Genomic DNA, 24,550 nt, shown 5'->3' with positions numbered 1-24,550 from the left:
GTTAATCCTCTCGGGCAAAAAGTGCCTCTATAAAGTCGTCCGCCTTAAACGGACGCAAATCCTCAATACGCTCGCCGACACCAATATAGCGAATAGGAATACCAAACTGGTCAGCCACCGAGAAAATTACTCCGCCTTTCGCCGTGCCGTCCAGTTTCGTTAATGTGATGCCGGTTAAGCCGACTGCTTCATGGAACAGTTTGGCCTGGCTTACCGCATTCTGCCCGGTGCTGGCATCGATAGTCAGCATAACTTCATGCGGAGCTTCAACGTCGAGTTTCTTCATCACACGGACGATTTTCTTCAGCTCTTCCATCAGGTGCGATTTGTTCTGCAAGCGTCCGGCGGTATCGGCAATCAGGACATCAACATTACGCGCCTTAGCGGCCTGAATGGCGTCGAAAATAACTGAGGCGGAGTCCGCGCCGGTATGCTGGGCAATCACCGGAATATTGTTGCGCTGCCCCCAGACCTGAAGCTGCTCAACTGCTGCCGCACGGAAAGTATCACCTGCCGCCAGCATCACCGATTTACCTTGCTGTTCAAACTGACGCGCCAGCTTACCGATAGTCGTGGTTTTACCCACGCCATTGACGCCTACCATCAGGATTACGAACGGTGTTTTGCCTTCGACGTTCAGCGGTTCATCGACCTTCGCCAGAATATCACCCATCTCTTCTTTCAGCAGACCGTAGAGCGCCTCAGCATCGCGAAGCTGTTTGCGGGTCGCGCCTTCAGTCAGATTGGTGATGATTTTGCGCGTGGTTTCCACGCCCACATCGGCGATGAGCAATTGCTCTTCCAGCTCTTCAAACAGATCATCGTCGATTTTTTTACCACGGAACAGGCTGATAAATCCGGAACCGAGGTTTTCTTTGGTTTTCAGCAGGCTGCGTTTCAGGCGCGCGAAGAAACCTTCTTTGGTTGGTTTTTCCTGCTCCTGGGCTACCTCTTCCACCGGCTGATCTTCTTCTGCCGGAGGAACGACCATCACCGCCTCTTCTGCCGCTTCAGCGGCCAGCGCCTGTGCTTCCAGCTCTTCGTCGGTGATTTCTTCTTTCGCTGCTTGTTCTTCCGCCGCTTCGACAATCTCCACGGTTTCCGCTTCGGCCTGCCACTCTTCTGGCGAAATTTCTTCGACTTTAACGTCTTCCGGCAGCGGCAGCTCTTCACGCTCGATAGCCACTGGCTCTGGCGTGACTTCAGGTTCAACTACCGACGCTGGCGTTTCTTCAACTATCGGTTCCGGTTCTGCAATAACTTCCGGCTCGACAACCGCTTCAGGTTGCGTTTTTTCACTTTCAACAACCTGTTCAGTGACTTCCACAACGTCGGCAGCAAAAGTTTCCGCCTCAGCTTCAGTATGCGCCTGCGGCTGCTCTTCAACGGGTTGTTCAGCAACTTTCTCAGGCTCTTGCGCCTGGACGGTTTCTTCTACAACCGGTTGTTCGTTTTGGGTTTCTGTCTCTTTTTCCGGGGTCTGCTCTTTTTGACCAAAGCCCAGCCAGGAAAAAAAGCCACGTTTTTTTTCTTTCGCCATCTGCGACTACACTCCTCGCTGTTGCTTCATGGCACAGCGTTAACGCTATGTACATAGCAGCTAAAAAAATGATGAAATAGTCTACCACTTAACTTAATCCACATCACCGCCTGCAAGTATGTGTTATCTGGCGGATTGAGCAATTTACCATGAAAAAACCGAATCATTCCGGCAGCGGTCAAATCCGCATTATTGGCGGGCAGTGGCGAGGCCGTAAACTCCCGGTTCCTGATAGCCCAGGTCTACGCCCTACCACCGATCGCGTGCGCGAAACGCTGTTTAACTGGCTGGCGCCGGTCATTGTTGATGCGCAATGCCTGGATTGCTTCGCAGGTAGCGGTGCGCTGGGGCTGGAAGCCTTGTCACGCTACGCTGCGGAAGCTACGCTGGTTGAGATGGATCGCGCGGTATCTCAGCAGTTAATCAAGAATCTGGCGACGCTGAAAGCGGGCAATGCGCGAGTCGTGAACAGCAACGCGATGTCATTCCTGGCGCAAAAAGGCACACCGCATAATATCGTGTTCGTCGATCCACCGTTCCGCCGTGGCTTGTTAGAAGAAACCATTAATTTACTGGAAAACAACGGCTGGCTGGCTGATGAAGCCTGGGTATATGTTGAAAGTGAAGTAGAAAATGGCCTGCCCGCCGTTCCTGCCAACTGGTCGTTATATCGCGAAAAAGTGGCTGGTCAGGTCGCTTATCGGCTGTATCAGCGTGAAACACAAGGAGAAAGTGATGCTGATTAATATCGGACGTTTGTTAATGCTCTGCGTTTGGGGATTTTTGATCCTCAATCTTTTTCAACCCTTCCCACGCCCGCTGAATATTTTCGTTAACGTGGCGCTGATTTTTACCGTGCTGATGCATGGTATGCAGCTGGCGCTGTTGAAATCGACCTTGCCGAAAGATGGCCCGCAGATGACCACTGCCGAAAAGGTGCGGATTTTCCTTTTCGGCGTGTTTGAACTGCTGATCTGGCAGAAGAAATTTAAAGTTAAAAAATAAGCTTATTTGTCGCCAACAAAGCTGACAAAGCGCGTTCCTTTATAGCTCAACGTACCTTTATCACCCACCGTCAGGGCATGGTACTGTTGAGCGTCGAGGCGGAATGTCTGCTCCAGTCCACCGCTTTGCGGTTTGAAACTCGCCTCATAACGCATACTGGTGCCCGCCGGAGTCACTTCCAGCTGGCGCGAACGACGATCGTTAATCGGTTTTTCCCGCTTGCTACTCACCACTACCAGCTTTTGCTGGAGCGGCGCCATATCATTATCAGCTTTTTCCCGCCGTTGTTGCATAAAACGAAACGATGCGGCGACGATAATTAAGCCAATGATAACAATAAAGAAAAGAGGTGGTTTGCTCATCTTTATCCCTCATCGGAAAATGCGGAAATAAGCATACCCTGCCAGTTATGGTGTTGTCATCCGTCCACCGTCGCCACTAAACTGATTAGCAAGACCGTAGGCATTCCGCTTACGAAAAAATAACGAATTCAAGGAACTAAGATGCTTTGGTCGTTTATCGCTGTCTGTCTTTCCGCATGGCTATCTGTGGATGCATCGTACCGTGGGCCAACCTGGCAACGCTGGGTATTTAAACCGTTAACCCTTCTGCTACTGCTGTTGCTGGCCTGGCAAGCGCCAATGTTCGATGCCATTAGCTATCTGGTGCTGGCGGGGCTGTGTGCCTCACTGCTGGGCGATGCGTTAACCCTGTTACCACGCCAGCGTCTGATGTACGCCATCGGTGCGTTTTTCCTCTCACACTTGCTGTATACCATCTATTTCGCCAGCCAGATGACGCTCTCCTTTTTCTGGCCGTTGCCGCTGGTACTGCTGGTTCTGGGCGCGCTATTGCTGGCCATTATCTGGACGCGTCTCGAAGAGTTCCGTTGGCCTGTCTGTACTTTTATCGGTATGACGCTGGTGATGGTGTGGCTGGCAGGTGAACTGTGGTTCTTCCGCCCGACTGCTCCGGCACTCTCTGCCTTTATGGGCGCTGCACTGCTGTTTATCAGTAACTTTGTCTGGCTGGGTAGCCACTATCGCCGACGCTTCCGTGCGGATAACGCCATTGCTGCGGCTTGCTACTTTGCAGGACACTTCCTCATCGTCCGCTCGCTGTATCTCTGATAAAACTTGACTCTGGAGTCGACTCCAGAGTGTATCCTTCGGTTAATGAGAAAAAACTTAACCGGAGGATGCCATGTCGACTCCCGACAATCACGGCAAAAAAGCCCCTCAATTTGCCGCGTTCAAACCGCTAACCACGGCACAGAACGCCAACGACTGTTGCTGCGACGGTGCATGTTCCAGCACGCCAACACTCTCTGAAAACGTCTCCGGCACCCGGTATAGCTGGAAAGTCAGCGGCATGGACTGCGCCGCCTGTGCGCGCAAGGTAGAAAATGCCGTGCGTCAGCTTGCAGGCGTGAATCAGGTACAGGTGTTGTTCGCTACCGAAAAACTGGTGGTGGATGCCGACAATGACATCCGTGCGCAAATTGAATCGGCGGTGCAAAAAGCAGGCTATTCCCTGCGCGATGAACAGGCCGCCGACGAACCGCAAGCATCACGCCTGAAAGAGAATCTGCCGATGATTACGCTTATTGTGATGATGGCAATCAGTTGGGGGCTGGAGCAATTTAATCATCCGTTCGGGCAACTGGCGTTTATCGCGACCACGCTGATTGGTCTGTACCCGATTGCTCGCCAGGCATTACGGCTGATCAAGTCCGGCAGTTATTTTGCCATTGAAACGTTAATGAGCGTAGCCGCCATTGGCGCGCTGTTTATTGGCGCAACGGCGGAAGCTGCGATGGTGTTATTGCTGTTTCTGATCGGTGAACGACTGGAAGGATGGGCCGCCAGCCGCGCACGTCAGGGCGTCAGCGCGTTAATGGCGCTGAAACCGGAAACCGCCACGCGCCTGCGTAACGGTGAGCGGGAAGAGGTGGCGATTAACAGCCTGCGGCCTGGCGATGTGATTGAAGTTGCGGCGGGTGGACGTTTGCCTGCTGACGGTAAACTGCTCTCGCCGTTTGCCAGTTTTGATGAAAGCGCCCTGACCGGCGAATCCATCCCTGTGGAACGCGCGACGGGCGATAAAGTCCCGGCAGGCGCCACCAGCGTTGACCGTCTGGTTACGCTGGAAGTGTTGTCAGAACCGGGTGCCAGCGCCATTGATCGTATTCTGAAACTGATTGAAGAGGCCGAAGAGCGCCGCGCACCGATTGAGCGTTTTATTGACCGTTTCAGCCGTATCTACACGCCGGCAATTATGGCCGTCGCCCTGCTGGTGACGCTGGTGCCACCGCTGCTATTTGCCGCAAGCTGGCAGGAGTGGATTTATAAAGGGCTGACGCTGCTGCTGATTGGTTGCCCGTGTGCTTTAGTTATCTCCACGCCTGCGGCGATTACCTCCGGACTGGCGGCGGCGGCGCGTCGTGGAGCGTTAATTAAAGGCGGCGCGGCGCTGGAACAGCTAGGTCGCGTTACCCAGGTGGCGTTTGATAAAACCGGAACGCTGACCGTCGGTAAACCGCGCGTTACCGCGATTCATCCGGCAACAGGTATTAGCGAATCTGAACTGCTGGCGCTGGCGGCGGCGGTCGAGCAAGGCGCGACGCATCCACTGGCGCAAGCCATCGTTCGTGAAGCGCAGGTTGCTGCACTCGCCATACCTGCCGCAGAGTCACAGCGGGCGCTGGTCGGCTCTGGCATTGAAGCGCAGGTCAACGGAGAGCGGGTGCTGATATGCGCTGCCGGGAAACACCCTGCCGATGCATTTACTGGTTTGATTAATGAACTGGAAAGCGCCGGACAAACGGTAGTGCTGGTAGTGCGTAACGATGAAGTGCTTGGTGTCATTGCGTTGCAGGATACCCTGCGCGCCGATGCCGCTACTGCCATCAGTGAACTGAACACCCTGGGCGTCAAAGGGGTGATCCTCACCGGCGATAATCCGCGTGCAGCGGCAGCCATTGCCGGTGAACTGGGGCTGGAATTTAAAGCAGGATTACTGCCGGAAGATAAAGTCAAAGCGGTGACGGAGTTGAATCAACATGCGCCGCTGGCGATGGTCGGCGACGGCATTAACGACGCGCCAGCGATGAAAGCTGCCGCCATCGGGATTGCTATGGGCAGCGGCACAGACGTGGCGCTGGAAACCGCCGACGCGGCGTTAACGCATAACCACCTGCGCGGTCTGGTACAAATGATTGAGCTGGCACGCGCGACTCACGCTAATATCCGCCAGAACATCACCATTGCGCTGGGGTTGAAAGGGATCTTCCTCGTCACCACGCTGTTAGGTATGACCGGCCTGTGGCTGGCGGTGCTGGCAGATACAGGTGCGACGGTGCTGGTGACGGCAAATGCGTTAAGGCTGTTGCGCAGGAAGTAACGGTGTTGCCTAATAGCCTCTGGCTATCAGGCTTAGTGCTGAGCCGGGAACGGTGGCATGGTCAGGAAAGCGTAATATAGCGCCAACATCAGAATGATGGAGATAACACTGAATGTAACAACCAGGCGGGATGCTAATGATGGTCTTTTGAACATCATCCACAGTGCATAAGCAAACCCGACACCGTTAAGTAAAGGTAAAAAAATCATTAGCCAGAGCCAACCCCAGCCAAATACCCCCAGCCATCCCACCGCAACGATAAAAACAGGGAGCAGCCAATTGGGAGTGAATATCGCGAGTAATCCCAGCAATGCCAGACAAACTGGAATTAAATAATCCATTTTTGCATTCCATAACGCTGGCAATCATTGCCCTTAACGTGCCCACATGCCGGATGCGGCGTGAACGCCTTATCCGCCTACAAGCCGATCACTACATTGAGCGCGTTCGATGCAAAAAAGGTTACAGACCGTATCAACGTAGGCCTGATAAGACGCGCCAGCGTCGCATCAGGCTGAAAAGCCCCATCAACCACCTTTACGAATCAAATAGCGATAAGGCAGCCCATCCGTCTCTTTGGCGACCAGTTCGTGTTCCATAAAGGTACAAAACCCAGGAATATCGCGGGTCGTTGCCGGATCATCAGCAATAATCAGCAACGTTTCGCCAGGCTGCATATTGCGCACGGTTTTGCGCACCATCATCACCGGTTCCGGGCAGCGCAGGCCAAGAGCGTCAAGAGTGTGGTCAGGGCTGGAAAAGAGATCGGTCATTTTCTTCTCACCATATAAAAAAACGGCGCTAGTTTACGCTCTGTACGTCCGTTAGCAAACAAGGTTAACGATTGCGTGAAAATTAACCATTGCATTGTCAACATAAAGCAGTATCATGCGGCGGCTCGAAAAAAGGGTAAGCACGTTACTATCTCACTATAAAATAGCGTGTCGTACGTATTGGGTTCCCTCACCCCAATGGCTAATCAAAAAGGTACAATATGAACACTTTCTCACAAACGCAACGCTATAAAGCGTTGTTCTGGTTATCGTTATTTCACCTGCTGGTGATCACCTCCAGTAACTATCTGGTACAGCTTCCAGTCTCCATTTTTGGTCTTCATACCACCTGGGGCGCGTTTAGCTTTCCGTTTATTTTTCTTGCTACCGACCTGACCGTGCGTATTTTTGGCGCGCCGCTGGCTCGTCGCATCATCTTTGCGGTAATGATCCCCGCGTTGCTGATCTCCTACGTCATCTCATCACTGTTTTATATGGGTTCATGGCAGGGATTCGGCGCTCTCGCCCACTTCAACCTGTTTGTCGCCCGTATCGCTACCGCCAGCTTTATGGCCTACGCGCTGGGGCAGATCCTCGACGTGCACGTCTTTAACCGCTTGCGTCAGAGTCGTCGCTGGTGGCTGGCTCCGACGGCTTCCACACTGTTTGGTAACGTCAGCGATACGCTGGCCTTCTTCTTCATTGCATTCTGGCGCAGCCCGGATGCCTTTATGGCCGAGCACTGGATGGAAATCGCGCTGGTTGATTACTGTTTCAAAGTGTTAATCAGCATCGTTTTCTTCCTGCCAATGTATGGCGTATTACTCAATATGCTATTGAAAAGACTGGCAGATAAATCCGAAATCAACGCTTTGCAGGCGAGTTAAAGGTTCGTTATCAGAGTTGTGATAAGATGGACGAATGAGCCGTTATGGCCGTTTATCGAAAGGAAGAAGTCAATGCGCAATCTGGTTAAATATGTCGGAATTGGCCTGCTGGTTATGGGGCTTGCGGCCTGTGATGATAAAGACACTAACGCTACGGCGCAGGGTTCGGTCGCAGAAAGTAACGCTACCGTGAATCCCGTCAACCTGCTTGATGGCAAGTTAAGTTTCTCGCTGCCAGCGGATATGACCGACCAGAGCGGTAAGCTGGGAACGCAGGCCAATAACATGCACGTCTGGTCCGACGCCACCGGGCAGAAAGCAGTCATCGTCATCATGGGCGACGACCCGAAAGAAGATCTGGCTGTGCTGGCGAAACGTCTGGAAGATCAGCAACGTAGCCGCGATCCGCAACTGCAAGTGGTGACCAACAAATCTATTGAGCTGAAAGGTCACAAAATGCAGCAGTTAGACAGCATTATCTCCGCGAAAGGCCAGACGGCGTACTCTTCCGTCATTCTGGGTAACGTGGGTAATCAACTGCTGACCATGCAAATCACGCTGCCTGCTGACGATCAGCAAAAAGCGCAAACCACCGCAGAAAACATCATTAATACGCTGGTTATTCAGTAAGTTTTAAGATGATGAGACGGTCTCCGGTACTTCCACCGGAGGCCGTTTTTTTAATCGCCACGTCAGCAATAACGCGATTGCTACCAGCCCCGCCGCTGCCAGATAAATCACCGGCACTCCAGCCCAGCTCATCACCAGCCCAGCCAGTGGTCCGGTCACGCCCAGCGATAAATCCATAAACACAGTGTATGTTGCCAGCGCCGCCCCCTGATTCTGCTGCGGAACTGCTTTTACGGCCACCACGCCCAGTGCCGGAAACACCAGCGAAAACCCAGCGCCAGCCAGCAAGACGCCGATTTTCGCCATCCACGGTACGGTGGCTACGCCAACCAATAGCAGGCCGATTATCTCAACGCTAAAGCAGATCATCGCCACGTTTAAGCCGCCGATACGATTAATGCCGTTAGGGAATAACAGTCGCGTACCGACAAACGCACAGCTAAACAGCGTCAGCGCGAAAGCCGCACCGTCCCAGCCCTTAGCATCATAAAACAGTGTGATAAAGGTGGCGATGACGCCAAACCCGGCGGAAGCCAGTGCCAGCACCATACCGTACAGCCAGACGCGCCCAAGCACCGCGCGAAACGGCAGTGGCTTGCCTTTGCTGGCTTTCACCGACGGACGCGGGAGCGCCAGCAGAATCGCCACCAGCGCCACCCCCATAATGATTAATGCCAGCGTCTGCAACCCGCCCCAGTGATAAAACAGCACGCCCAACGGCGCGCCCATCGCCATCGCCCCGTAAGTGACAATGCCGTTCCACGAAATCACCCGCCCGATATGCAGTGAGCCAACCACACCAACGCCCCACAGTGTCGATCCGGTTCCGGCAAAACTTTGCCCAATGCCGAGGATCACGCGCCCCAGGCACAGTAATAACAGGCTGATGACGGGCAGACTGGCGGTTAATCCTGCGGTCAGATAACCCAGCCCGCTCAAAAAACAGCCGCACAAACCGAAGACGACTATCTTTTTTGGCCCCAGCAAATCAGCATAACGCCCGGCATGTGGGCGACTCAGCAAGGTGGCGAAATATTGCAGGCTGATAACCAGCCCCGCCCAGAAGGCACTATATCCCATCACATCATGGACATAGCCCGGCAATACGGCGAGCGGCAACCCGATGGTGAGGTAGCTGGCGAAGTTAAACATGACAATGGAGACAATGCGCAGATTAAGGCGCAATCCATTTAGCGCGGGTTCGGGCATGGGGATCACCACATTTTTACAACAGTGTTTCATTTTTACCACGGGCTGGCGTGGAAATCAGCAGTAAGAATCAGAATATTGCTGGCGTGACTCCCGCTACACTTAATACAAAAAGTCACAAGGAAGCCCCAATGGAAACCCTTAAACCGGATAAAACAGGAATGCATATTCTGCTCAAGTTGGCCTCGCTGGTGGTGATCCTCGCCGGCATTCACGCAGCGGCAGATATCATTGTGCAACTGTTACTGGCGCTCTTTTTCGCCATCGTCCTCAACCCGCTGGTCACATGGTTTATTCGTCGGGGAGTACAACGCCCCATAGCCATTACCATTGTGGTGGTGGTGATGCTGATAGCACTTACTGCGCTGGTCGGCGTACTGGCGGCATCGTTTAACGAATTTATCTCTATGCTGCCGAAATTTAATAAGGAACTGACCCGTAAGCTCTTTAAATTACAAGAGATGTTACCGTTTCTTAATCTGCATATGTCGCCGGAACGAATGCTCCAGCGGATGGATTCGGAAAAAGTTGTCGCCTTCACCACTGCGCTGATGACCGGGCTTTCCGGCGCAATGGCGAGCGTGCTTTTGCTGGTGATGACCGTAGTTTTTATGCTTTTTGAAGTGCGCCACGTGCCTTACAAAATGCGTTTTGCGTTGAATAATCCACAGATTCACATCGCCGGACTACACCGCGCCTTAAAAGGTGTTTCGCACTATCTTGCATTGAAGACACTGCTCAGTTTATGGACAGGCGTCATCGTCTGGCTGGGGCTGGCGCTAATGGGCGTACAGTTTGCGCTGATGTGGGCGGTACTGGCATTTTTGCTCAACTACGTTCCCAATATTGGCGCGGTGATCTCCGCCGTGCCGCCAATGATTCAAGTGTTGCTGTTTAATGGCGTTTACGAATGTATTCTGGTTGGCGCACTGTTTTTAGTTGTCCATATGGTCATCGGCAATATTTTAGAGCCACGGATGATGGGGCATCGACTGGGGATGTCCACCATGGTGGTGTTTCTGTCGTTGTTGGTTTGGGGATGGTTACTCGGTCCGGTTGGTATGCTGCTTTCGGTGCCATTAACCAGCGTCTGTAAAATCTGGATGGAAACCACCAAAGGCGGCAGCAAACTAGCGATTTTACTGGGACCGGGACGACCGAAAAGTCGGTTACCGGGATGAGGCGACAAGTGATACGATACGCACTTTCCTTTTCCATTAAACGTTGGCCCTGATATGTATCGGATAGTTCTGGGGAAAGTTTCGACCTTAAGCACAGCTCCACTGCCACCGGCTTTACGCGAGCAAGCACCGCAAGGTCCACGACGCGAACGCTGGCTGGCGGGGCGTGCATTGCTTTCGCACACGCTTTCCCCGCTACCGGAGATCATCTATGGCGAACAAGGCAAACCGGCATTCGCGCCGGAAACGCCGCTATGGTTCAACTTAAGCCATAGCGGTGACGATATCGCCCTGCTGTTGAGCGATGAAGGCGAAGTCGGCTGCGATATCGAAGTGATTCGCCCGCGCGCCAACTGGCGCTGGCTGGCGAACGCCGTGTTCAGCCTCGGGGAACACGCTGAGATGGACGCCGTGCATCCCGATCAGCAACTAGAAATGTTCTGGCGCATCTGGACGCGCAAAGAAGCCATCGTTAAACAACGTGGCGGCAGCGCCTGGCAAATCGTCAGCGTAGACAGCACCTATCACTCCTCGCTGTCAGTCAGCCATTGTCAGCTAGAAAATTTAAGTCTGGCGATCTGCACCCCTACCCCCTTTACGCTCTCCGCCGACAGTGTGCAATGGATCGATTCAGTTAACTGATCCGCCCACCCGACTGCCCATCTATTGATCCAGAACAGGTAATCAGTATGACGAATACTTAAAATCGTCATACTTATTTCCGCCATCTATTTTAATCCATTGGGGTTACCATGCTTTCCACACTCCGCCGCACTCTATTTGCGCTGCTGGCTTGTGCGTCTTTTATCGTCCATGCCGCTGCGCCAGATGAAATCACCACCGCCTGGCCGGTGAATGTCGGGCCACTAAACCCGCACCTTTACACGCCTAACCAGATGTTCGCCCAGAGCATGGTTTATGAACCGCTGGTGAAATATCAGGCAGACGGTTCGGTGATCCCGTGGCTGGCAAAAAGCTGGACTCATTCAGAAGATGGTAAAACCTGGACCTTCACCCTGCGTGATGACGTGAAATTCTCCAACGGTGAACCGTTCGATGCCGAGGCGGCGGCAGAAAACTTCCGCGTAGTGCTCGATAACCGTCAACGTCACGCCTGGCTGGAGCTGGCAAACCAGATTGTTGATGTTAAAGCACTTAGTAAAACGGAGCTGCAAATCACCCTGAAAAGCGCCTACTATCCTTTCCTGCAAGAACTGGCCCTGCCCCGTCCTTTCCGCTTTATCGCCCCCTCGCAGTTTAAAAACCATGAAACCATGAACGGAATTAAAGCACCGATTGGCACCGGACCGTGGGTTTTGCAGGAATCGAAACTGAATCAGTACGATGTCTTCGTCCGTAACGAAAACTACTGGGGCGAAAAGCCGGCGATTAAAAAGATCACCTTTAACGTGATCCCGGACCCGACTACCCGCGCGGTGGCGTTTGAAACTGGCGATATCGACCTGCTGTACGGAAACGAAGGGTTATTACCGCTCGATACCTTCGCCCGCTTTAGCCAGAACCCGGCTTACCATACCCAACTGTCACAGCCGATCGAAACCGTGATGCTGGCGCTTAATACTGCCAAAGCCCCCACCAACGAGCTGGCAGTACGTGAAGCTCTTAATTACGCGGTGAACAAAAAATCGCTGATTGATAACGCGTTGTATGGCACCCAGCAGGTCGCCGACACCCTGTTTGCCCCTTCCGTGCCCTACGCTAATCTCGGCCTGAAGCCGCGCCAGTACGATCCACAGAAAGCGAAAGAATTGCTGGAAAAAGCCGGTTGGACGCTGCCTGCGGGCAAAGATATCCGCGAGAAAAATGGTCAGCCGCTGCGCATTGAACTGTCGTTCATCGGCACCGATGCGTTAAGTAAATCGATGGCGGAAATCATTCAGGCTGATATGCGCCAGATTGGCGCTGATGTCTCGCTGATTGGAGAAGAAGAGAGCAGTATCTATGCTCGTCAGCGCGATGGTCGTTTTGGCATGATTTTCCACCGCACCTGGGGCGCGCCATACGATCCACACGCCTTCCTGAGTTCAATGCGCGTACCGTCACACGCTGACTTCCAGGCACAGCAAGGATTAGCCGACAAGCCGCTGATTGATAAAGAGATCGGCGAAGTTCTGGAAACCCCGGACGAGACGAAACGCCAGGCGCTTTACCGCGATATTTTGACGCGCCTGCATGACGAGGCGGTGTATCTGCCTATCAGTTACATCTCAATGATGGTGGTATCAAAACCGGAGCTGGGTAACATCCCCTACGCGCCGATCGCCACCGAAATTCCGTTCGAACAGATTAAACCGGTGAAACCTTAATGTTGCGTTACGTATTACGCCGCTTTCTGCTGCTGATCCCGATGGTGCTCGCCGCCTCGGTGATCATTTTTCTGATGCTGCGCCTCGGTACCGGCGACCCGGCGCTCGATTATTTGCGTCTGTCTAACCTGCCGCCGACGCCGGAGATGCTGGCCTCTACCCGCACCATGCTGGGACTGGATCAGCCGCTGTACGTCCAGTACGGCACCTGGTTGTGGAAGGCGCTGCATCTTGACTTTGGTATCTCATTCGCCAGCCAACGCCCGGTACTCGACGATATGCTGAACTTCCTGCCCGCCACGCTGGAGCTTGCAGGTGCGGCGCTGGTATTAATTCTGCTCACTTCCGTACCGCTCGGTATCTGGGCGGCGCGCCATCGCGACCGTCTGCCGGATTTCGCCGTACGTTTCATCGCGTTTCTTGGCGTGTCGATGCCTAACTTCTGGCTGGCGTTTTTACTGGTGATGGCGTTTTCGGTGTATCTGCAATGGCTACCCGCGATGGGTTACGGCGGCTGGCAGCACATCATTCTGCCTGCGGTTTCCATTGCCTTTATGTCGCTGGCGATTAACGCGCGACTGCTGCGCGCCAGTATGCTGGACGTCGCAGGTCAGCGTCACGTCACCTGGGCGCGGCTACGCGGCCTGAACGACAAACAGACCGAACGCCGCCATATTCTGCGTAATGCCTCGCTGCCGATGATCACCGCCGTGGGGATGCACATCGGCGAACTGATTGGCGGGACGATGATTATCGAAAACATCTTTGCCTGGCCGGGCGTCGGGCGCTATGCGGTGTCGGCGATTTTTAACCGTGACTATCCGGTGATCCAGTGCTTTACGCTGATGATGGTGGTGGTTTTTGTGGTCTGTAATTTGATTGTCGATTTGCTCAACGCCGCGCTGGACCCGCGCATTCGTCGTCATGAAGGAGCGCACGCGTGAACTTTTTCCTCTCTTCCCGCTGGTCGGTACGCCTGGCGCTGATCATTATCGCCCTGCTGGCGCTGATTGCGCTCACCAGCCAGTGGTGGCTGCCGTATGACCCACAGGCGATTGATCTGCCGTCGCGCCTGCTCTCGCCGGATGCGCAGCACTGGCTGGGCACCGATCACTTAGGGCGTGATATTTTCTCGCGGCTGATGGCGGCGACCCGCGTGTCGCTCGGCTCGGTAATGGCCTGCCTGCTGCTGGTGCTGACATTAGGGCTGGTCATTGGCGGCAGCGCCGGGCTGATTGGCGGGCGTGTTGATCAGGCCACCATGCGCGTCGCCGATATGTTTATGACCTTCCCGACCTCGATTCTGTCGTTCTTTATGGTTGGCGTGCTTGGCACCGGGTTGACCAACGTCATTATCGCCATCGCCCTGTCACACTGGGCGTGGTACGCGCGTATGGTGCGCAGCCTTGTGATTTCGCTGCGCCAGCGCGAGTTTGTGCTGGCATCACGGCTTTCTGGCGCGGGCCATGTGCGGGTGTTTGTTGATCATCTGGCAGGCGCGGTGATCCCCTCGCTGCTGGTGCTGGCGACGCTGGATATCGGCCATATGATGCTGCACGTCGCGGGGATGTCCTTCCTCGGCCTCGGCGTGACCGCTCCGACCGCCGAATGGGGCGTGATGATTAACGACGCGCGTCAGTATATCTGGACTCAGCCGCTGCAAATGTTCTGGCCGGGGCTGGCGCTGTTTATCAGCGTGATGGCCTTTAACCTGGTGGGTGACGCACTGCGCGATCATCTGGATCCTCATCTGGTGACGGAGCACGCACACTAATGCCGCAACAGATTGAACTACGTAATATCGCGCTACAGGCCGCGCAGCCGCTGGTGCACGGCGTATCGTTAACCCTTAAACGCGGGCGTGTGCTGGCGTTAGTCGGCGGTAGCGGCAGCGGGAAATCACTGACCTGCGCCGCGACGCTGGGCATTCTGCCCGCTGGCGTTCGCCAGACGGCGGGGGAAATTTTAGCCGATGGCAAACCGGTTTCGCCTTGCGCCCTGCGCGGCATCAAAATTGCCACCATCATGCAGAACCCGCGCAGCGCCTTTAATCCGCTACACACCATGCAGACCCACGCGCGGGAAACCTGTCTGGCGCTGGGGAAACCCGCCGATGACGCCACGCTTACCGCTGCCATAGAAGCGGTGGGGCTGGAAAACGCCGCGCGTGTATTGAAGCTGTACCCGTTCGAGATGAGCGGCGGCATGTTGCAGCGCATGATGATTGCGATGGCGGTGCTGTGTGAATCACCGTTTATCATCGCCGATGAACCGACCACCGACCTCGACGTGGTAGCACAGGCACGCATCCTCGATCTGCTGGAAAGCATTATGCAAAAACAAGCGCCGGGAATGCTGCTGGTCACCCATGATATGGGCGTGGTGGCGCGTCTGGCAGATGACGTGGCGGTGATGTCACACGGTAAGATTGTCGAACAGGGCGATGTAGAAACGCTGTTTAACGCCCCCAAACATACGGTGACGCGCAGCCTGGTTTCCGCTCATCTCGCCCTCTACGGTATGGAGCTGGCATCATGACTTTACTTAACGTCTCCGACCTTTCCCATCACTATGCCCACGGTGGATTTAGCGGAAAACATCAACATCAGACGGTGCTGAATAACGTTTCCCTGACCCTGAAAAGCGGTGAAACCGTCGCCCTGCTGGGACGCAGCGGCTGCGGAAAAAGCACCCTCGCGCGGCTACTGGTAGGCTTAGAATTGCCCTCACAAGGGAATATTAGCTGGCGCGGCGAACCGCTGGCGAAACTCAATCGCGCCCAGCGTAAAGCGTTCCGCCGCGATATTCAGATGGTATTTCAGGACTCCATCAGCGCCGTGAATCCGCGCAAAACCGTGCGCGAGATCCTGCGTGAACCGATGCGCCACCTGCTATCACTGAAAAAATCCGAACAACTGGCGCGCGCCAGCGAAATGCTGAAGGCGGTCGATCTCGATGACAGCGTGCTCGACAAACGCCCACCGCAGTTAAGCGGCGGCCAGCTCCAGCGCGTCTGCCTGGCTCGCGCGCTGGCGGTCGAACCGAAACTGCTGATTCTGGATGAAGCGGTTTCTAACCTTGATCTCGTATTACAGGCGGGCGTCATTCGCCTGCTGAAAAAGCTACAACAACAGTTTGGCACCGCCTGCCTGTTCATCACCCACGACTTACGCCTGGTGGAACGCTTCTGTCAGCGAGTGATGGTGATGGACAACGGACAAATCGTCGAAACCCAGGTGGTGGGAGATAAATTAACCTTTTCCTCTGACGCCGGACGTGTGCTACAAAACGCGGTATTACCCGCATTCCCCGTGCGCCGTCGCACCACAGAAAAGGTTTAACGCAAATGCAACGAGTCACCATCACGCTTGATGACGATTTACTGGAGACGCTGGACAGCCTGAGCCAGCGTCGTGGTTATAACAACCGTTCCGAAGCTATCCGCGATATTCTGCGTAGCGCCCTGGCGCAGGAAGCTACCCAGCAGCACGGCACACAAGGTTTCGCGGTGCTGTCGTATGTGTATGAACACGAAAAACGCGACTTAGCCAGCCGTATTGTCTCCACCCAGCATCATCACCACGATCTCTCGGTCGCCACGCTGCATGTGCACATTAATCACGACGACTGTCTGGAAATCGCCGTTCTGAAAGGAGACATGGGCGACGTACAACATTTTGCCGATGACGTTATCGCCCAGCGCGGCGTGCGGCACGGGCATTTACAGTGCCTGCCGAAGGAAGATTAACCCCGTAATCACGCCATTGTCCCAATCGTCTTCCTGAATCGCAGCAGCGCGATGGTGAAAAACGCGCCGCCAATTGCCATCAGCGTAAGGAACTGCGGCCAGACGATTTCGAATCCGGCACCACGGTAGAGAATGGCTTGCGCGAGGCTAACAAAGTGTGTCGTCGGCATGGTCAACATAATGTCCTGCACCATCTGCGGCATACTTTCGCGTGGCGTGGAACCACCGGAAAGCATTTGTAGCGGCAGCAGCACCAGAATCACCAGCAGCCCCAGTTGCGGCATTGAACGCGCGATCGTCCCCATAAAAATGCCGATTGACGTGGTGGCAAACAGACTGAGCGCCACGCCCAGCATAAACAGCGGGATCGAGCCTTCAATCGGTACACCCAGTACGCCTTTCACCATCAGCACCAGCGATAATCCCGACACCACCAGCACCACCAGCCCCATCGACCAGACCTTTGCCATCATGATCTCAAACGGCGTTATCGGCATCACCAGTAAGTGTTCCACCGTGCCGTGTTCACGCTCGCGGATCAGCGCCGATCCGGTCAGCACAATCGCCAGCATGGTAATGTTGTTGATGATCGCCATCACCCCGCCAAACCACGCGGGATCGAGATTCGGGTTAAAGCGCATCCGGGTTTCCAACGATACCAACGGTTCGCTGTTATCACGGTAGCGCGCGACAAAGCTGTTCACTTCACTGTTGATAATATTCTGGATATACCCGTTGCCGGTAAATGCCTGGCTCATGCGCGTGGCATCGACGTTCACCTGAATATCCGGCTGGCGTCCGGCGAGGACATCACGCTGAAAATTAGGCGGAATATTTATCGCGAAGGTATAGCGCCCGGCGTCCAGCCCGGCATCCATCTCATCGGAGGTGATCATCTCCGGCGGCAAAAACCACGGGCGGTAGAAGCTGTTAACGATCCGGTTCGACAACTGCGATTGATCCATATCGGCAATGGCGATCGGTGCGAGATTCAACGATCCTGGCGTAACGGTTGCCGACGAGTACACCGACACCGTAAACGAGAAAACAATCAGCGTCAGCATCGCTTTATCACCGAGCAGACTGCGCAACTCTTTGATACCCAGATTAAAAATATTGCGTAAATGGCGCATCATCCCTCCTGTTTTTTCAGCAGCAGGATGCTTAAGCCCATCACCAGCGGTATGGCTATTAGCAACGGGATAAAAAGTTGCCATAAGTCCGTCAGATCCAGCGCCTTCGAAAACGTCCCGCGCGCGATAGTCAGAAAATGACTGGTGGGGTAAACCTCGCCGATCCAACGCCCCGGCCCTTCCAGCGATGCCACCGGATCGATCATCCCGGAAAACTGCGTCGCCGGAATCAACGTGATAATCGCCGTACCGAAAATGGCGGCAATCTGGCTTTTCATAAAGGTGGAGATCAGCAGCCCCATTCCGGTGGCGATGATGATATACAGCAGCGCCGCCAGGGTGAGCGTCATGAAGCTGCCTTTATGCGGCACGCCAAACACAAACACTGACAGGGCGCAGAGCAGGAAAAAGTTCAGCATCCCCAGCGCGATGTACGGCAGTTGTTTGCCAAGCAAAAATTCGCTACGGGTGGTGGGGGTAACGTAAAGGTTGATAATCGACCCCAACTCTTTTTCCCGCACCACGCTAAGGGCGCTTAGCATTGACGGGATCATCATCAGCAACAGCGGGATCACCGCCGGAACAATCGCTGGCAGGCTTTTTACATCCGGGTTATAGCGGTAGCGCGTCTCAATATTCATCAGCCCGCTTTGGCTGGCGGGCGTCGATTGCCGACTCGCCACATCCTGTAGCCAGCTCTGGTGCATCGCCTGCACGTAACCTTTTACCGTTTCGGCACGGCTGGGCATCGCACCGTCGATCCAGACACCGAGTTCCACGGGTGTACCGCGCGCGATATCACGCCCGAAATTGGGCGGGATCTCAATCGCCACCGTGATATCGCCCGCACGCATTCGGCGGTCAAGCTCGTCATAACTGGTGAGCGGCGGCTGTTCGATAAAGTAACGGGAACCGGAGAGATTGAGCGTCCACGCCTGGCTGCTGACGGTCTGGTCGCGGTCAAGCACCGCAAAGCGCAGGTTTTCCACATCCATACTGATGCCATAGCCCATTATCAGCATCAGGATCACCGTTCCCATCAGCGCCAGCGTCGAACGCACCGGATCGCGACGCAGTTCCAGTGCTTCACGGCGGCTGTAGCTAAACAGACGGCGCAGGCTAAATCCCTGACGCGGCGCGTGAGTAGCGTCGTGCACCACGGGCGGCGCTTCGGTTTCGTTGCTCTGCCCTGCCGCCTCCTGCAAACAGGCGATAAATGCCTCTTCCAGACTGGCGGCTCCACGTTCCTCAACCAGCTCCTGTGGCGTGCCGCTGGCGAGCACTTTTCCGGCGTGCATCAGTGAGATACGGTCGCAGCGTTCCGCTTCGTTCATAAAGTGGGTGGAGATGAAAATAGTCACTTTGTCCTGGCGCGAGAGATCGACCATCAACTGCCAGAACATATCCCTCGCCACCGGATCGACGCCAGAAGTAGGCTCATCGAGGATTAACATCTCCGGGCGATGAATCACCGCTACCGCCAATGAAAGCCGCTGACGAATGCCGAGCGGCAATGACTCAGGCAGCACATCTTCGACGTCGTTGAGCTTAAAACGCTCGCTCATTTCAGCAACTCGCGCGGGAATTTCCGCTTCCGGGATGTGAAACAAACGAGCATGTAACTCAAGGTTTTGCCGCACGGTGAGTTCGTTATAGAGCGAAAACGCCTGCGACATATAGCCAACCCGACGACGGGTATCAATATCTTTTGGATCAACCGGTTGCCCAAACAGCCACGCCTCACCTTCGCTGGCGGGCAGCAGTCCGGTAAGCATTTTCATGGTGGTGGATTTACCGCAGCCGTTCGAACCGAGGAAGCCAAAAATCTCCCCGCGTGGAATGCGGAAATTGACGTGATCAACGGCAACGAAAGAACCAAAACGCATGGTCAGATCGCGCGCTTCGATGGCAATCTCTGCGTTTTCAGGTTGATACGGTGGGATCACTACCGCCTGATGCGCCTGGCGTTGCGCTTGCGGTAACAGATTAATAAATGCTTCTTCCAGCGTGGCGCTTTGTGTTTGCTGACGCAGTTCTTCGGCGCTACCGGTCGCCAGCACTTCTCCGGCATTCATCGCCACCAGCCAGTCGAAGCGTTCGGCCTCTTCCATATAGGCGGTGGCGACCAGCACGCTCATATTGCTCTGCCGCTGGCGAATACTGTCGATGAGATCCCAGAACTGAGCGCGAGAGAGCGGGTCAACCCCCGTTGTTGGCTCATCAAGAATCAACAATTCCGGGTCGTGGATTAAAGCACAGCACAGCCCAAGTTTTTGCTTCATCCCGCCGGAGAGTTTCCCTGCCGGACGATCGCGAAACGGAGCTAACCCGGTGCTGGTCAGCAGCTCATTAATTCGTACTTCCCGCTCCGCTTTGTCGTGACCGAACAGGCGGGCGAAAAAATCGACGTTTTCATACACCGACAAGGTGTGGTAGAGGTTTTTGCCCAGCCCTTGCGGCATCCAGGCGATGCGCGGGCAGACGTCGCGGCGATGCTTTGGGTCGCGCATATCGCCGCCCAATACCATCACGTTGCCCCGCTCAATGACGCGGGCACCGGAAATCAGCGATAACAAACTCGACTTCCCGACGCCGTCCGGGCCAATCAGCCCGACCATGCAGCGAGCCGGTATATCGAGAGTGATATTGTTCAGCGCAACGGTTTTTCCATAATGCTGGCTCACGCCCGCCAGTTGCGCGACAGGCGGAACGGGAACCAGTTCCAGATGCGTCATTGCGGCAACCTCACCACCAGGTCTTCAGGCCACGGACGTTCTTCGTTCACCCGCACCCACGCCACGCCCGGTAAACCGGTTTTGACATATTCCAGATGTTGCTGGAGTAATTCCGGTGGGATACGCGCTTTGACGCGGAACATCAGTTTCAGCCGTTCATCGCTGGTTTCGACGGTTTTTGGCGTGAACTGGGCGACGCTGGCGACAAAACTGATGGTCGCAGGAATACGCAAATCTGGCGCGGCATCGAGGATCAGCCGTGCTTCGCCGCCAAGTTTCAGCGTGCCCGCCTGTTCGGTTGGCAGGAAGAAGGTCATATAAACGTCGCTCAGATCGACCATATTCAGCACCCGACCGCCTGCCGCCAGCACTTCGCCTGGCTCAGCAACCCGATACTGCACGCGTCCGTCACGCGGGGCTTTTAGTTCACTATCGTCGATATCTGCCGCAATACGCCGTTCAGTGGCTTGCGCAGCTTCTACACGAGTTTGTGCCTGAATGATATTGGTACGTGCCGCTTCAATAGCGGCTTTAGAAGCCGAAACCTGGGCCTTTGCCGACTCCAGCGCAGCACGGGCGCTTTCGGCAGCGGCGCGGTCGTCATCCAGTTGTTGCGCAGAAATAGCCCCACTATGGGCGAGCGAGCGGGAACGCGTATGACGTTTGGCTACGGAGTCCAGTTCAGCCTGGCGTTGATTAACCAGCGACTGTGCGGCACGAGTTTCACTTTGCCGCTGTTCCAGCAAAGCCTGCGCGGCGGCAACGGCACTTTGCGCCTCTTTGATTTGCGCGATGGCTTCCAGTCGCTGCTCCTGCAACACACGAGTGTCCATCTTCGCCAGCACTTCGCCTTCGCGGACAAACTGCCCCTCTTTCACCAGAATGGTGTCGATACGCCCGGCAATTTTACTGGCGATATCCACTTCCGTCGCTTCAATGCGACCATTACTGACGGCAAAACCCTCCGGTACACCTGCCGGACGCAATAACCACCACGCCAGGGCGGCCGCAACCGCCAGTAACCCGACAACCCACCACGCCAGATGGCGCTTAATCTTATCCATAATCGACCCGCCATAATCCCTGTAATTAAACGACGCGTGTTACAGCAGCCGCCGAACGATGTTCAGCGAATTCTTCCATCCGGGATGAGAAGGAAACGGCATATACGACCAGGGCGCCGCAAGATGAGCGCCAACGGGGAAGGCTTAGTGAAAACGGGTAGTAATGTTGTCATCATCAGCATTCCTGGCCGTAAATGAAACACGCATACTCATAATTGAAATCAATTAAATACTAACAGTTATATTCATGCTGTCTATTTGATTACAATCAGCTTGTGATACATCACGATGTTCTACATTTCGATTACGTTTTTAACCCAAAATATCCTTAACAGGAACGGTGACTATCACACAGCGTTATTATTCTCTTGTGTACAAATATCTTAACGAAAGGTAATAGGGTATTTTTGCGAAAAGAGGGTGAATGAGAAAAAGCAGCATTTTAAGCGACGATGAAAAATAAGGAAAAGATATTAATTCAGAATTAGCTGTAGGATAAATATTTATTTACCAGCATTAACTCGCCTATAAAATTCAATACTCAGAACAATAAATCCGGTTATAGTAAAGTTACTTTTTACAATTAGTGGTATCTCATTGTTATATTTAAGTGACTAAAAATACTACTTACACGCTTTCTGACATTAGCGGAAACGTATATGGAGATTGAGATGAACATATATATCGGATGGTTGTTTAAATTAATCCCTTTGATAATGGGTATAATATGCATCGCGTTAGGTGATTTTGTATTAGCAGGTTCAGGGCAAAGTGAATATTTCGTTGCAGGACATGTTTTAATTTCTCTTTCTGCAATATGCCTGGCGTTGTTCACTACAGCATTTATTATCATCTCTCAGTTAACTCATGGTGTGAATAAATTCTACAACACGCTATTTCCTATTATTGGTTATGCAGGTTCCGTTGCAACGATGATTTGGGGATGGTCTCTGCTGGCAAGCGATAATGTGATGGCGGATGAATTTGTTGCCGGGCACGTTATTTTTGTTGTTGGGATGATTGCCGCCTGCGTATCAACCGTCGCGGCATCTTCCGGGCATTTTCTGCTCATCCCGAAAAACTCAGCAGGTAGTAAAAGCGATGGAACTCCGCTTCAGGCTTATTCTTCGTTTATTGGTAATTGCTTAATTGCCGTGCCACTACTTCTGACTCTCTTTGGTTTCCTCTGGTCAGTTACTCTTTTGCGTAGTGCAGATATTACAGCGCATTATGTTGCAGGCCATGTACTCCTGGGGCTAACGGCAATTTGCGCTTGTCTTATTGGTCTGGTCGCCACCATTGTTCATCAAACGCGGAACACATTCTCAGAGAAAGAACATTGGCTCTGGTGCTATTGGGTTATTTTGCTCGGCTCACTTACCGTTATTCAGGGTATCTACGTATTAATCAGTTCAGATGCAAGCGACCGTCTGGCACCCGGCATTATTCTCATTTGTCTGGGAATGATCTGCTACAGTATTTTCTCCAAAGTGTGGTTGCTGGCGTTGGTCTGGAGACGATCCTGTTCATTAACCAACAGAATACCAATGATACCGGTATTTACCTGTCTGTTTTGCCTGTTCCTCGCGGCGTTCCTTGCTGAAATTGCGCAAATCGATATGGCTTACTTTATTCCCTCGCGGGTTCTGGTGGGCTTGGGTGCAGTATGTTTTACGCTGTTTTCAATCGTTTCTATATTAGAAGCGGGTTCTGCGAAAAAATAATGGCTCTCGCCGGGTTGTGGTTATGCTACAGCCCGGCGAATATTAATACTTCCCGTTATTCACGCAGCACTCTTCACGCAGAAAACTAATAATTCCTTCCAGAACATCATATTGCGAGACACACATCAACGTGCGACTTTCGCGGTTTTGCTTAACCAGACCAACGGATACCAGCGCCGAGATATGGTGGCTTAAGGTCGATGCGGGGATCGCAAGTTCCTTCTGTAACTCGCCTACCGGCATCCCGCGCTCTCCCGCTTTGACCAAATGACGAAAAATAAACAAACGGGTCGGATGACCTAATTCTTTCAGTGCCTTAGCGACATCTTCCAGTTCCATAAGTAGTTTCTCCGGTTAATTGATATTTCGATGATACCAGAAATATCTTGCTCATCGCTCATCATTTCGATAATTTTAGAAATATAGTTTTATAGAGGGTATAAAATGTTTGAATGGTTACCAGGGCTGCGCGACGCCGCCGGGATGTTCCTGTTCTTAGCCGTAGAGCTATCGTTACTTTTTCTTCTTATCAGTGCTGGTGTCAGCGTAATCCGTCAGAAAATCCCGGATCATAAGATCCAGAAAATGATGGGGGCGCGTAAAGGGCGCGGTTATTTGCTGGCAGCAATGTTAGGTGCAGTGACTCCGTTTTGCAGTTGCTCAACCATTCCCATGCTTCGCGGTCTTCTTTCTGCAAAAGCGGGATTTGGCCCAACGCTCACCTTTTTGTTTGTTTCACCATTACTCAACCCGATTATCGTCGGGCTAATGTGGGCAACATTTGGCTGGAAGGTAACGTTGCTGTACGCCGTTATTGCGTGCGGTGTTTCGCTGAGCGCCAGTTTGTTACTGGATTTTGTTGGCTTCGAACGATACGTCATACCGGCGAAGGCGAGCAACGCGAGCTGCTGCAAACCGGTGTCCGATAAACCCGTTATTAACTTGCGCTCCTCGACGTTTACGCCGCAAACCACATCTTGCTGTACCGCAAAACCTGCTGTTAATTGCTGTAGTGCAGCCAAAACGGCTCCCCCCAGCCTGCTGAATCAGGCAATAAAGGATGCATGGCTGCAATTTAAAGAAGTGTTGCCCTATCTGTTAATTGGGGTGCTAATTGGCTCATTTATTTACGGCTTTTGGATTTGCCCCTATATTTCCAGACACCTGTTATCACTTAACCCATTACTGGCCT

Annotated in this window: 26 protein-coding genes; 16 read left to right on the top strand and 10 right to left on the bottom strand. The window is 53.6% G+C overall.

The window, feature by feature from the left end; translation table 11 throughout:
* Position 1: 1 nt before the first annotated feature.
* The gene (gene ftsY / locus BEG40_RS09805; RefSeq protein WP_016231550.1) at positions 2 to 1,540 is read right to left on the bottom strand and encodes a signal recognition particle-docking protein FtsY; all 1,539 of its coding nucleotides are present in this window, start codon (positions 1,538 to 1,540) and stop codon (positions 2 to 4) included.
* A 149-nt stretch (positions 1,541 to 1,689) separates the two neighbouring features.
* Between ftsY and rsmD the strand changes: the two genes are divergently transcribed.
* Both rsmD and BEG40_RS09795 read left to right on the top strand, forming a co-directional pair.
* Entirely contained in the window at positions 1,690 to 2,286 is a 597-nt protein-coding gene (gene rsmD, locus BEG40_RS09800) for a 16S rRNA (guanine(966)-N(2))-methyltransferase (protein WP_105285324.1), read from the top strand.
* Entirely contained in the window at positions 2,276 to 2,545 is a 270-nt protein-coding gene (locus tag BEG40_RS09795) for a DUF1145 family protein (protein WP_010353660.1), read from the top strand. The genes rsmD and BEG40_RS09795 overlap by 11 nt, the downstream gene beginning before the upstream one ends.
* A gap of 2 nt (positions 2,546 to 2,547) precedes the next feature.
* On the opposite strand, the gene BEG40_RS09790 is transcribed toward BEG40_RS09795, so the two are convergent.
* Positions 2,548 to 2,907 carry a DUF2500 domain-containing protein gene (locus BEG40_RS09790; protein WP_105285323.1) on the bottom strand — a complete coding sequence of 120 codons (360 nt, stop codon included), beginning with the start codon at positions 2,905 to 2,907 and terminating at the stop codon, positions 2,548 to 2,550.
* A 141-nt stretch (positions 2,908 to 3,048) separates the two neighbouring features.
* On the opposite strand from BEG40_RS09790, the gene BEG40_RS09785 reads away from it, so the two are divergent.
* Both BEG40_RS09785 and zntA read left to right on the top strand, forming a co-directional pair.
* Positions 3,049 to 3,675, top strand: coding sequence for a lysoplasmalogenase (locus BEG40_RS09785; protein WP_105285322.1), 627 nt, complete (start codon positions 3,049 to 3,051; stop codon positions 3,673 to 3,675).
* Between the two features lie 73 nt (positions 3,676 to 3,748).
* Positions 3,749 to 5,947, top strand: coding sequence for a Zn(II)/Cd(II)/Pb(II) translocating P-type ATPase ZntA (gene zntA / locus BEG40_RS09780; RefSeq protein WP_105285321.1), 2,199 nt, complete (start codon positions 3,749 to 3,751; stop codon positions 5,945 to 5,947).
* Positions 5,948 to 5,979: 32 nt separating this feature from the next.
* On the opposite strand, the gene BEG40_RS09775 is transcribed toward zntA, so the two are convergent.
* Entirely contained in the window at positions 5,980 to 6,288 is a 309-nt protein-coding gene (locus tag BEG40_RS09775) for a hypothetical protein (RefSeq protein ID WP_000385058.1), read from the bottom strand.
* Positions 6,289 to 6,474: 186 nt separating this feature from the next.
* Positions 6,475 to 6,720: a sulfurtransferase TusA gene (gene tusA / locus BEG40_RS09770; protein WP_000130621.1), complete on the bottom strand. Its 246-nt coding sequence runs from the start codon at positions 6,718 to 6,720 to the stop codon at positions 6,475 to 6,477.
* A 221-nt stretch (positions 6,721 to 6,941) separates the two neighbouring features.
* Here tusA and BEG40_RS09765 point away from each other — a divergent pair, with 221 nt between their 5' ends.
* Positions 6,942 to 7,607 carry a 7-cyano-7-deazaguanine/7-aminomethyl-7-deazaguanine transporter gene (locus BEG40_RS09765; RefSeq protein WP_105285320.1) on the top strand — a complete coding sequence of 222 codons (666 nt, stop codon included), beginning with the start codon at positions 6,942 to 6,944 and terminating at the stop codon, positions 7,605 to 7,607.
* Positions 7,608 to 7,679: 72 nt separating this feature from the next.
* Complete coding sequence (dcrB, locus tag BEG40_RS09760; RefSeq protein ID WP_001245301.1) at positions 7,680 to 8,237, top strand: phage sensitivity protein DcrB; 558 nt, start codon at positions 7,680 to 7,682, stop codon at positions 8,235 to 8,237.
* A 3-nt stretch (positions 8,238 to 8,240) separates the two neighbouring features.
* On the opposite strand, the gene BEG40_RS09755 is transcribed toward dcrB, so the two are convergent.
* Positions 8,241 to 9,479 carry an MFS transporter gene (locus tag BEG40_RS09755; protein WP_105285319.1) on the bottom strand — a complete coding sequence of 413 codons (1,239 nt, stop codon included), beginning with the start codon at positions 9,477 to 9,479 and terminating at the stop codon, positions 8,241 to 8,243.
* 98 nt (positions 9,480 to 9,577) lie between these two features.
* Here BEG40_RS09755 and BEG40_RS09750 point away from each other — a divergent pair, with 98 nt between their 5' ends.
* The 8 genes from BEG40_RS09750 (at position 9,578) to nikR (ending at position 16,702) form a co-directional block, all read left to right on the top strand.
* A complete protein-coding gene (locus BEG40_RS09750) occupies positions 9,578 to 10,627 on the top strand; it encodes an AI-2E family transporter (RefSeq protein ID WP_105285318.1) in 1,050 nt (349 codons plus the stop codon).
* 54 nt (positions 10,628 to 10,681) lie between these two features.
* Entirely contained in the window at positions 10,682 to 11,269 is a 588-nt protein-coding gene (gene acpT, locus BEG40_RS09745) for a 4'-phosphopantetheinyl transferase AcpT (RefSeq protein WP_016158903.1), read from the top strand.
* 110 nt (positions 11,270 to 11,379) lie between these two features.
* Positions 11,380 to 12,954 carry a nickel ABC transporter substrate-binding protein gene (gene nikA / locus BEG40_RS09740; protein WP_105285317.1) on the top strand — a complete coding sequence of 525 codons (1,575 nt, stop codon included), beginning with the start codon at positions 11,380 to 11,382 and terminating at the stop codon, positions 12,952 to 12,954.
* Positions 12,954 to 13,898, top strand: a complete 945-nt coding sequence (gene nikB, locus BEG40_RS09735; protein ID WP_000947068.1) for a nickel ABC transporter permease subunit NikB — start codon at positions 12,954 to 12,956, stop codon at positions 13,896 to 13,898. Before nikA ends, nikB begins: the two co-directional genes overlap by 1 nt.
* Entirely contained in the window at positions 13,895 to 14,728 is an 834-nt protein-coding gene (nikC, locus tag BEG40_RS09730) for a nickel ABC transporter permease subunit NikC (protein ID WP_001008963.1), read from the top strand. The genes nikB and nikC overlap by 4 nt, the downstream gene beginning before the upstream one ends.
* Positions 14,728 to 15,492 carry a nickel import ATP-binding protein NikD gene (gene nikD, locus BEG40_RS09725; RefSeq protein ID WP_105285316.1) on the top strand — a complete coding sequence of 255 codons (765 nt, stop codon included), beginning with the start codon at positions 14,728 to 14,730 and terminating at the stop codon, positions 15,490 to 15,492. The genes nikC and nikD overlap by 1 nt, the downstream gene beginning before the upstream one ends.
* Positions 15,489 to 16,295, top strand: a complete 807-nt coding sequence (gene nikE, locus BEG40_RS09720) for a nickel import ATP-binding protein NikE (RefSeq protein WP_105285315.1) — start codon at positions 15,489 to 15,491, stop codon at positions 16,293 to 16,295. The genes nikD and nikE overlap by 4 nt, the downstream gene beginning before the upstream one ends.
* 5 nt (positions 16,296 to 16,300) lie before the next feature.
* Positions 16,301 to 16,702 (top strand): nickel-responsive transcriptional regulator NikR, encoded by a 402-nt coding sequence (gene nikR, locus BEG40_RS09715; protein WP_001190062.1) that lies wholly within the window; start codon positions 16,301 to 16,303, stop codon positions 16,700 to 16,702.
* Between the two features lie 8 nt (positions 16,703 to 16,710).
* Here the strand turns inward: nikR and BEG40_RS09710 are convergent, their stop codons facing one another.
* The 4 genes from BEG40_RS09710 to BEG40_RS22080 all read right to left on the bottom strand — a co-directional run bounded on the left by BEG40_RS09710 (position 16,711) and on the right by BEG40_RS22080 (position 21,810).
* Positions 16,711 to 17,835: an ABC transporter permease gene (locus BEG40_RS09710; protein WP_105285314.1), complete on the bottom strand. Its 1,125-nt coding sequence runs from the start codon at positions 17,833 to 17,835 to the stop codon at positions 16,711 to 16,713.
* Complete coding sequence (gene rbbA, locus BEG40_RS09705) at positions 17,835 to 20,570, bottom strand: ribosome-associated ATPase/putative transporter RbbA (RefSeq protein WP_105285313.1); 2,736 nt, start codon at positions 20,568 to 20,570, stop codon at positions 17,835 to 17,837. The genes BEG40_RS09710 and rbbA overlap by 1 nt, the downstream gene beginning before the upstream one ends.
* Positions 20,567 to 21,634, bottom strand: a complete 1,068-nt coding sequence (locus tag BEG40_RS09700; RefSeq protein WP_016158898.1) for an HlyD family secretion protein — start codon at positions 21,632 to 21,634, stop codon at positions 20,567 to 20,569. Before BEG40_RS09700 ends, rbbA begins: the two co-directional genes overlap by 4 nt.
* A gap of 62 nt (positions 21,635 to 21,696) precedes the next feature.
* Entirely contained in the window at positions 21,697 to 21,810 is a 114-nt protein-coding gene (locus tag BEG40_RS22080; protein ID WP_212976463.1) for a hypothetical protein, read from the bottom strand.
* Between the two features lie 495 nt (positions 21,811 to 22,305).
* On the opposite strand from BEG40_RS22080, the gene BEG40_RS09695 reads away from it, so the two are divergent.
* The gene (locus tag BEG40_RS09695; protein WP_105285371.1) at positions 22,306 to 23,358 is read left to right on the top strand and encodes a DUF2776 family protein; all 1,053 of its coding nucleotides are present in this window, start codon (positions 22,306 to 22,308) and stop codon (positions 23,356 to 23,358) included.
* 42 nt (positions 23,359 to 23,400) lie between these two features.
* On the opposite strand, the gene BEG40_RS09690 is transcribed toward BEG40_RS09695, so the two are convergent.
* Positions 23,401 to 23,697: an ArsR/SmtB family transcription factor gene (locus BEG40_RS09690; RefSeq protein WP_000418114.1), complete on the bottom strand. Its 297-nt coding sequence runs from the start codon at positions 23,695 to 23,697 to the stop codon at positions 23,401 to 23,403.
* Positions 23,698 to 23,802: 105 nt separating this feature from the next.
* Between BEG40_RS09690 and BEG40_RS09685 the strand changes: the two genes are divergently transcribed.
* The coding region (locus BEG40_RS09685) for a permease (protein WP_105285312.1) at positions 23,803 to 24,550 on the top strand (748 nt) is incomplete at its 3' end.

It is taken from the genome of Escherichia sp. MOD1-EC5495, assembly GCF_002965965.1.
Lineage (GTDB): Bacteria > Pseudomonadota > Gammaproteobacteria > Enterobacterales > Enterobacteriaceae > Escherichia > Escherichia ruysiae.
This window is presented reverse-complemented; position numbering and strand designations above follow the sequence as displayed.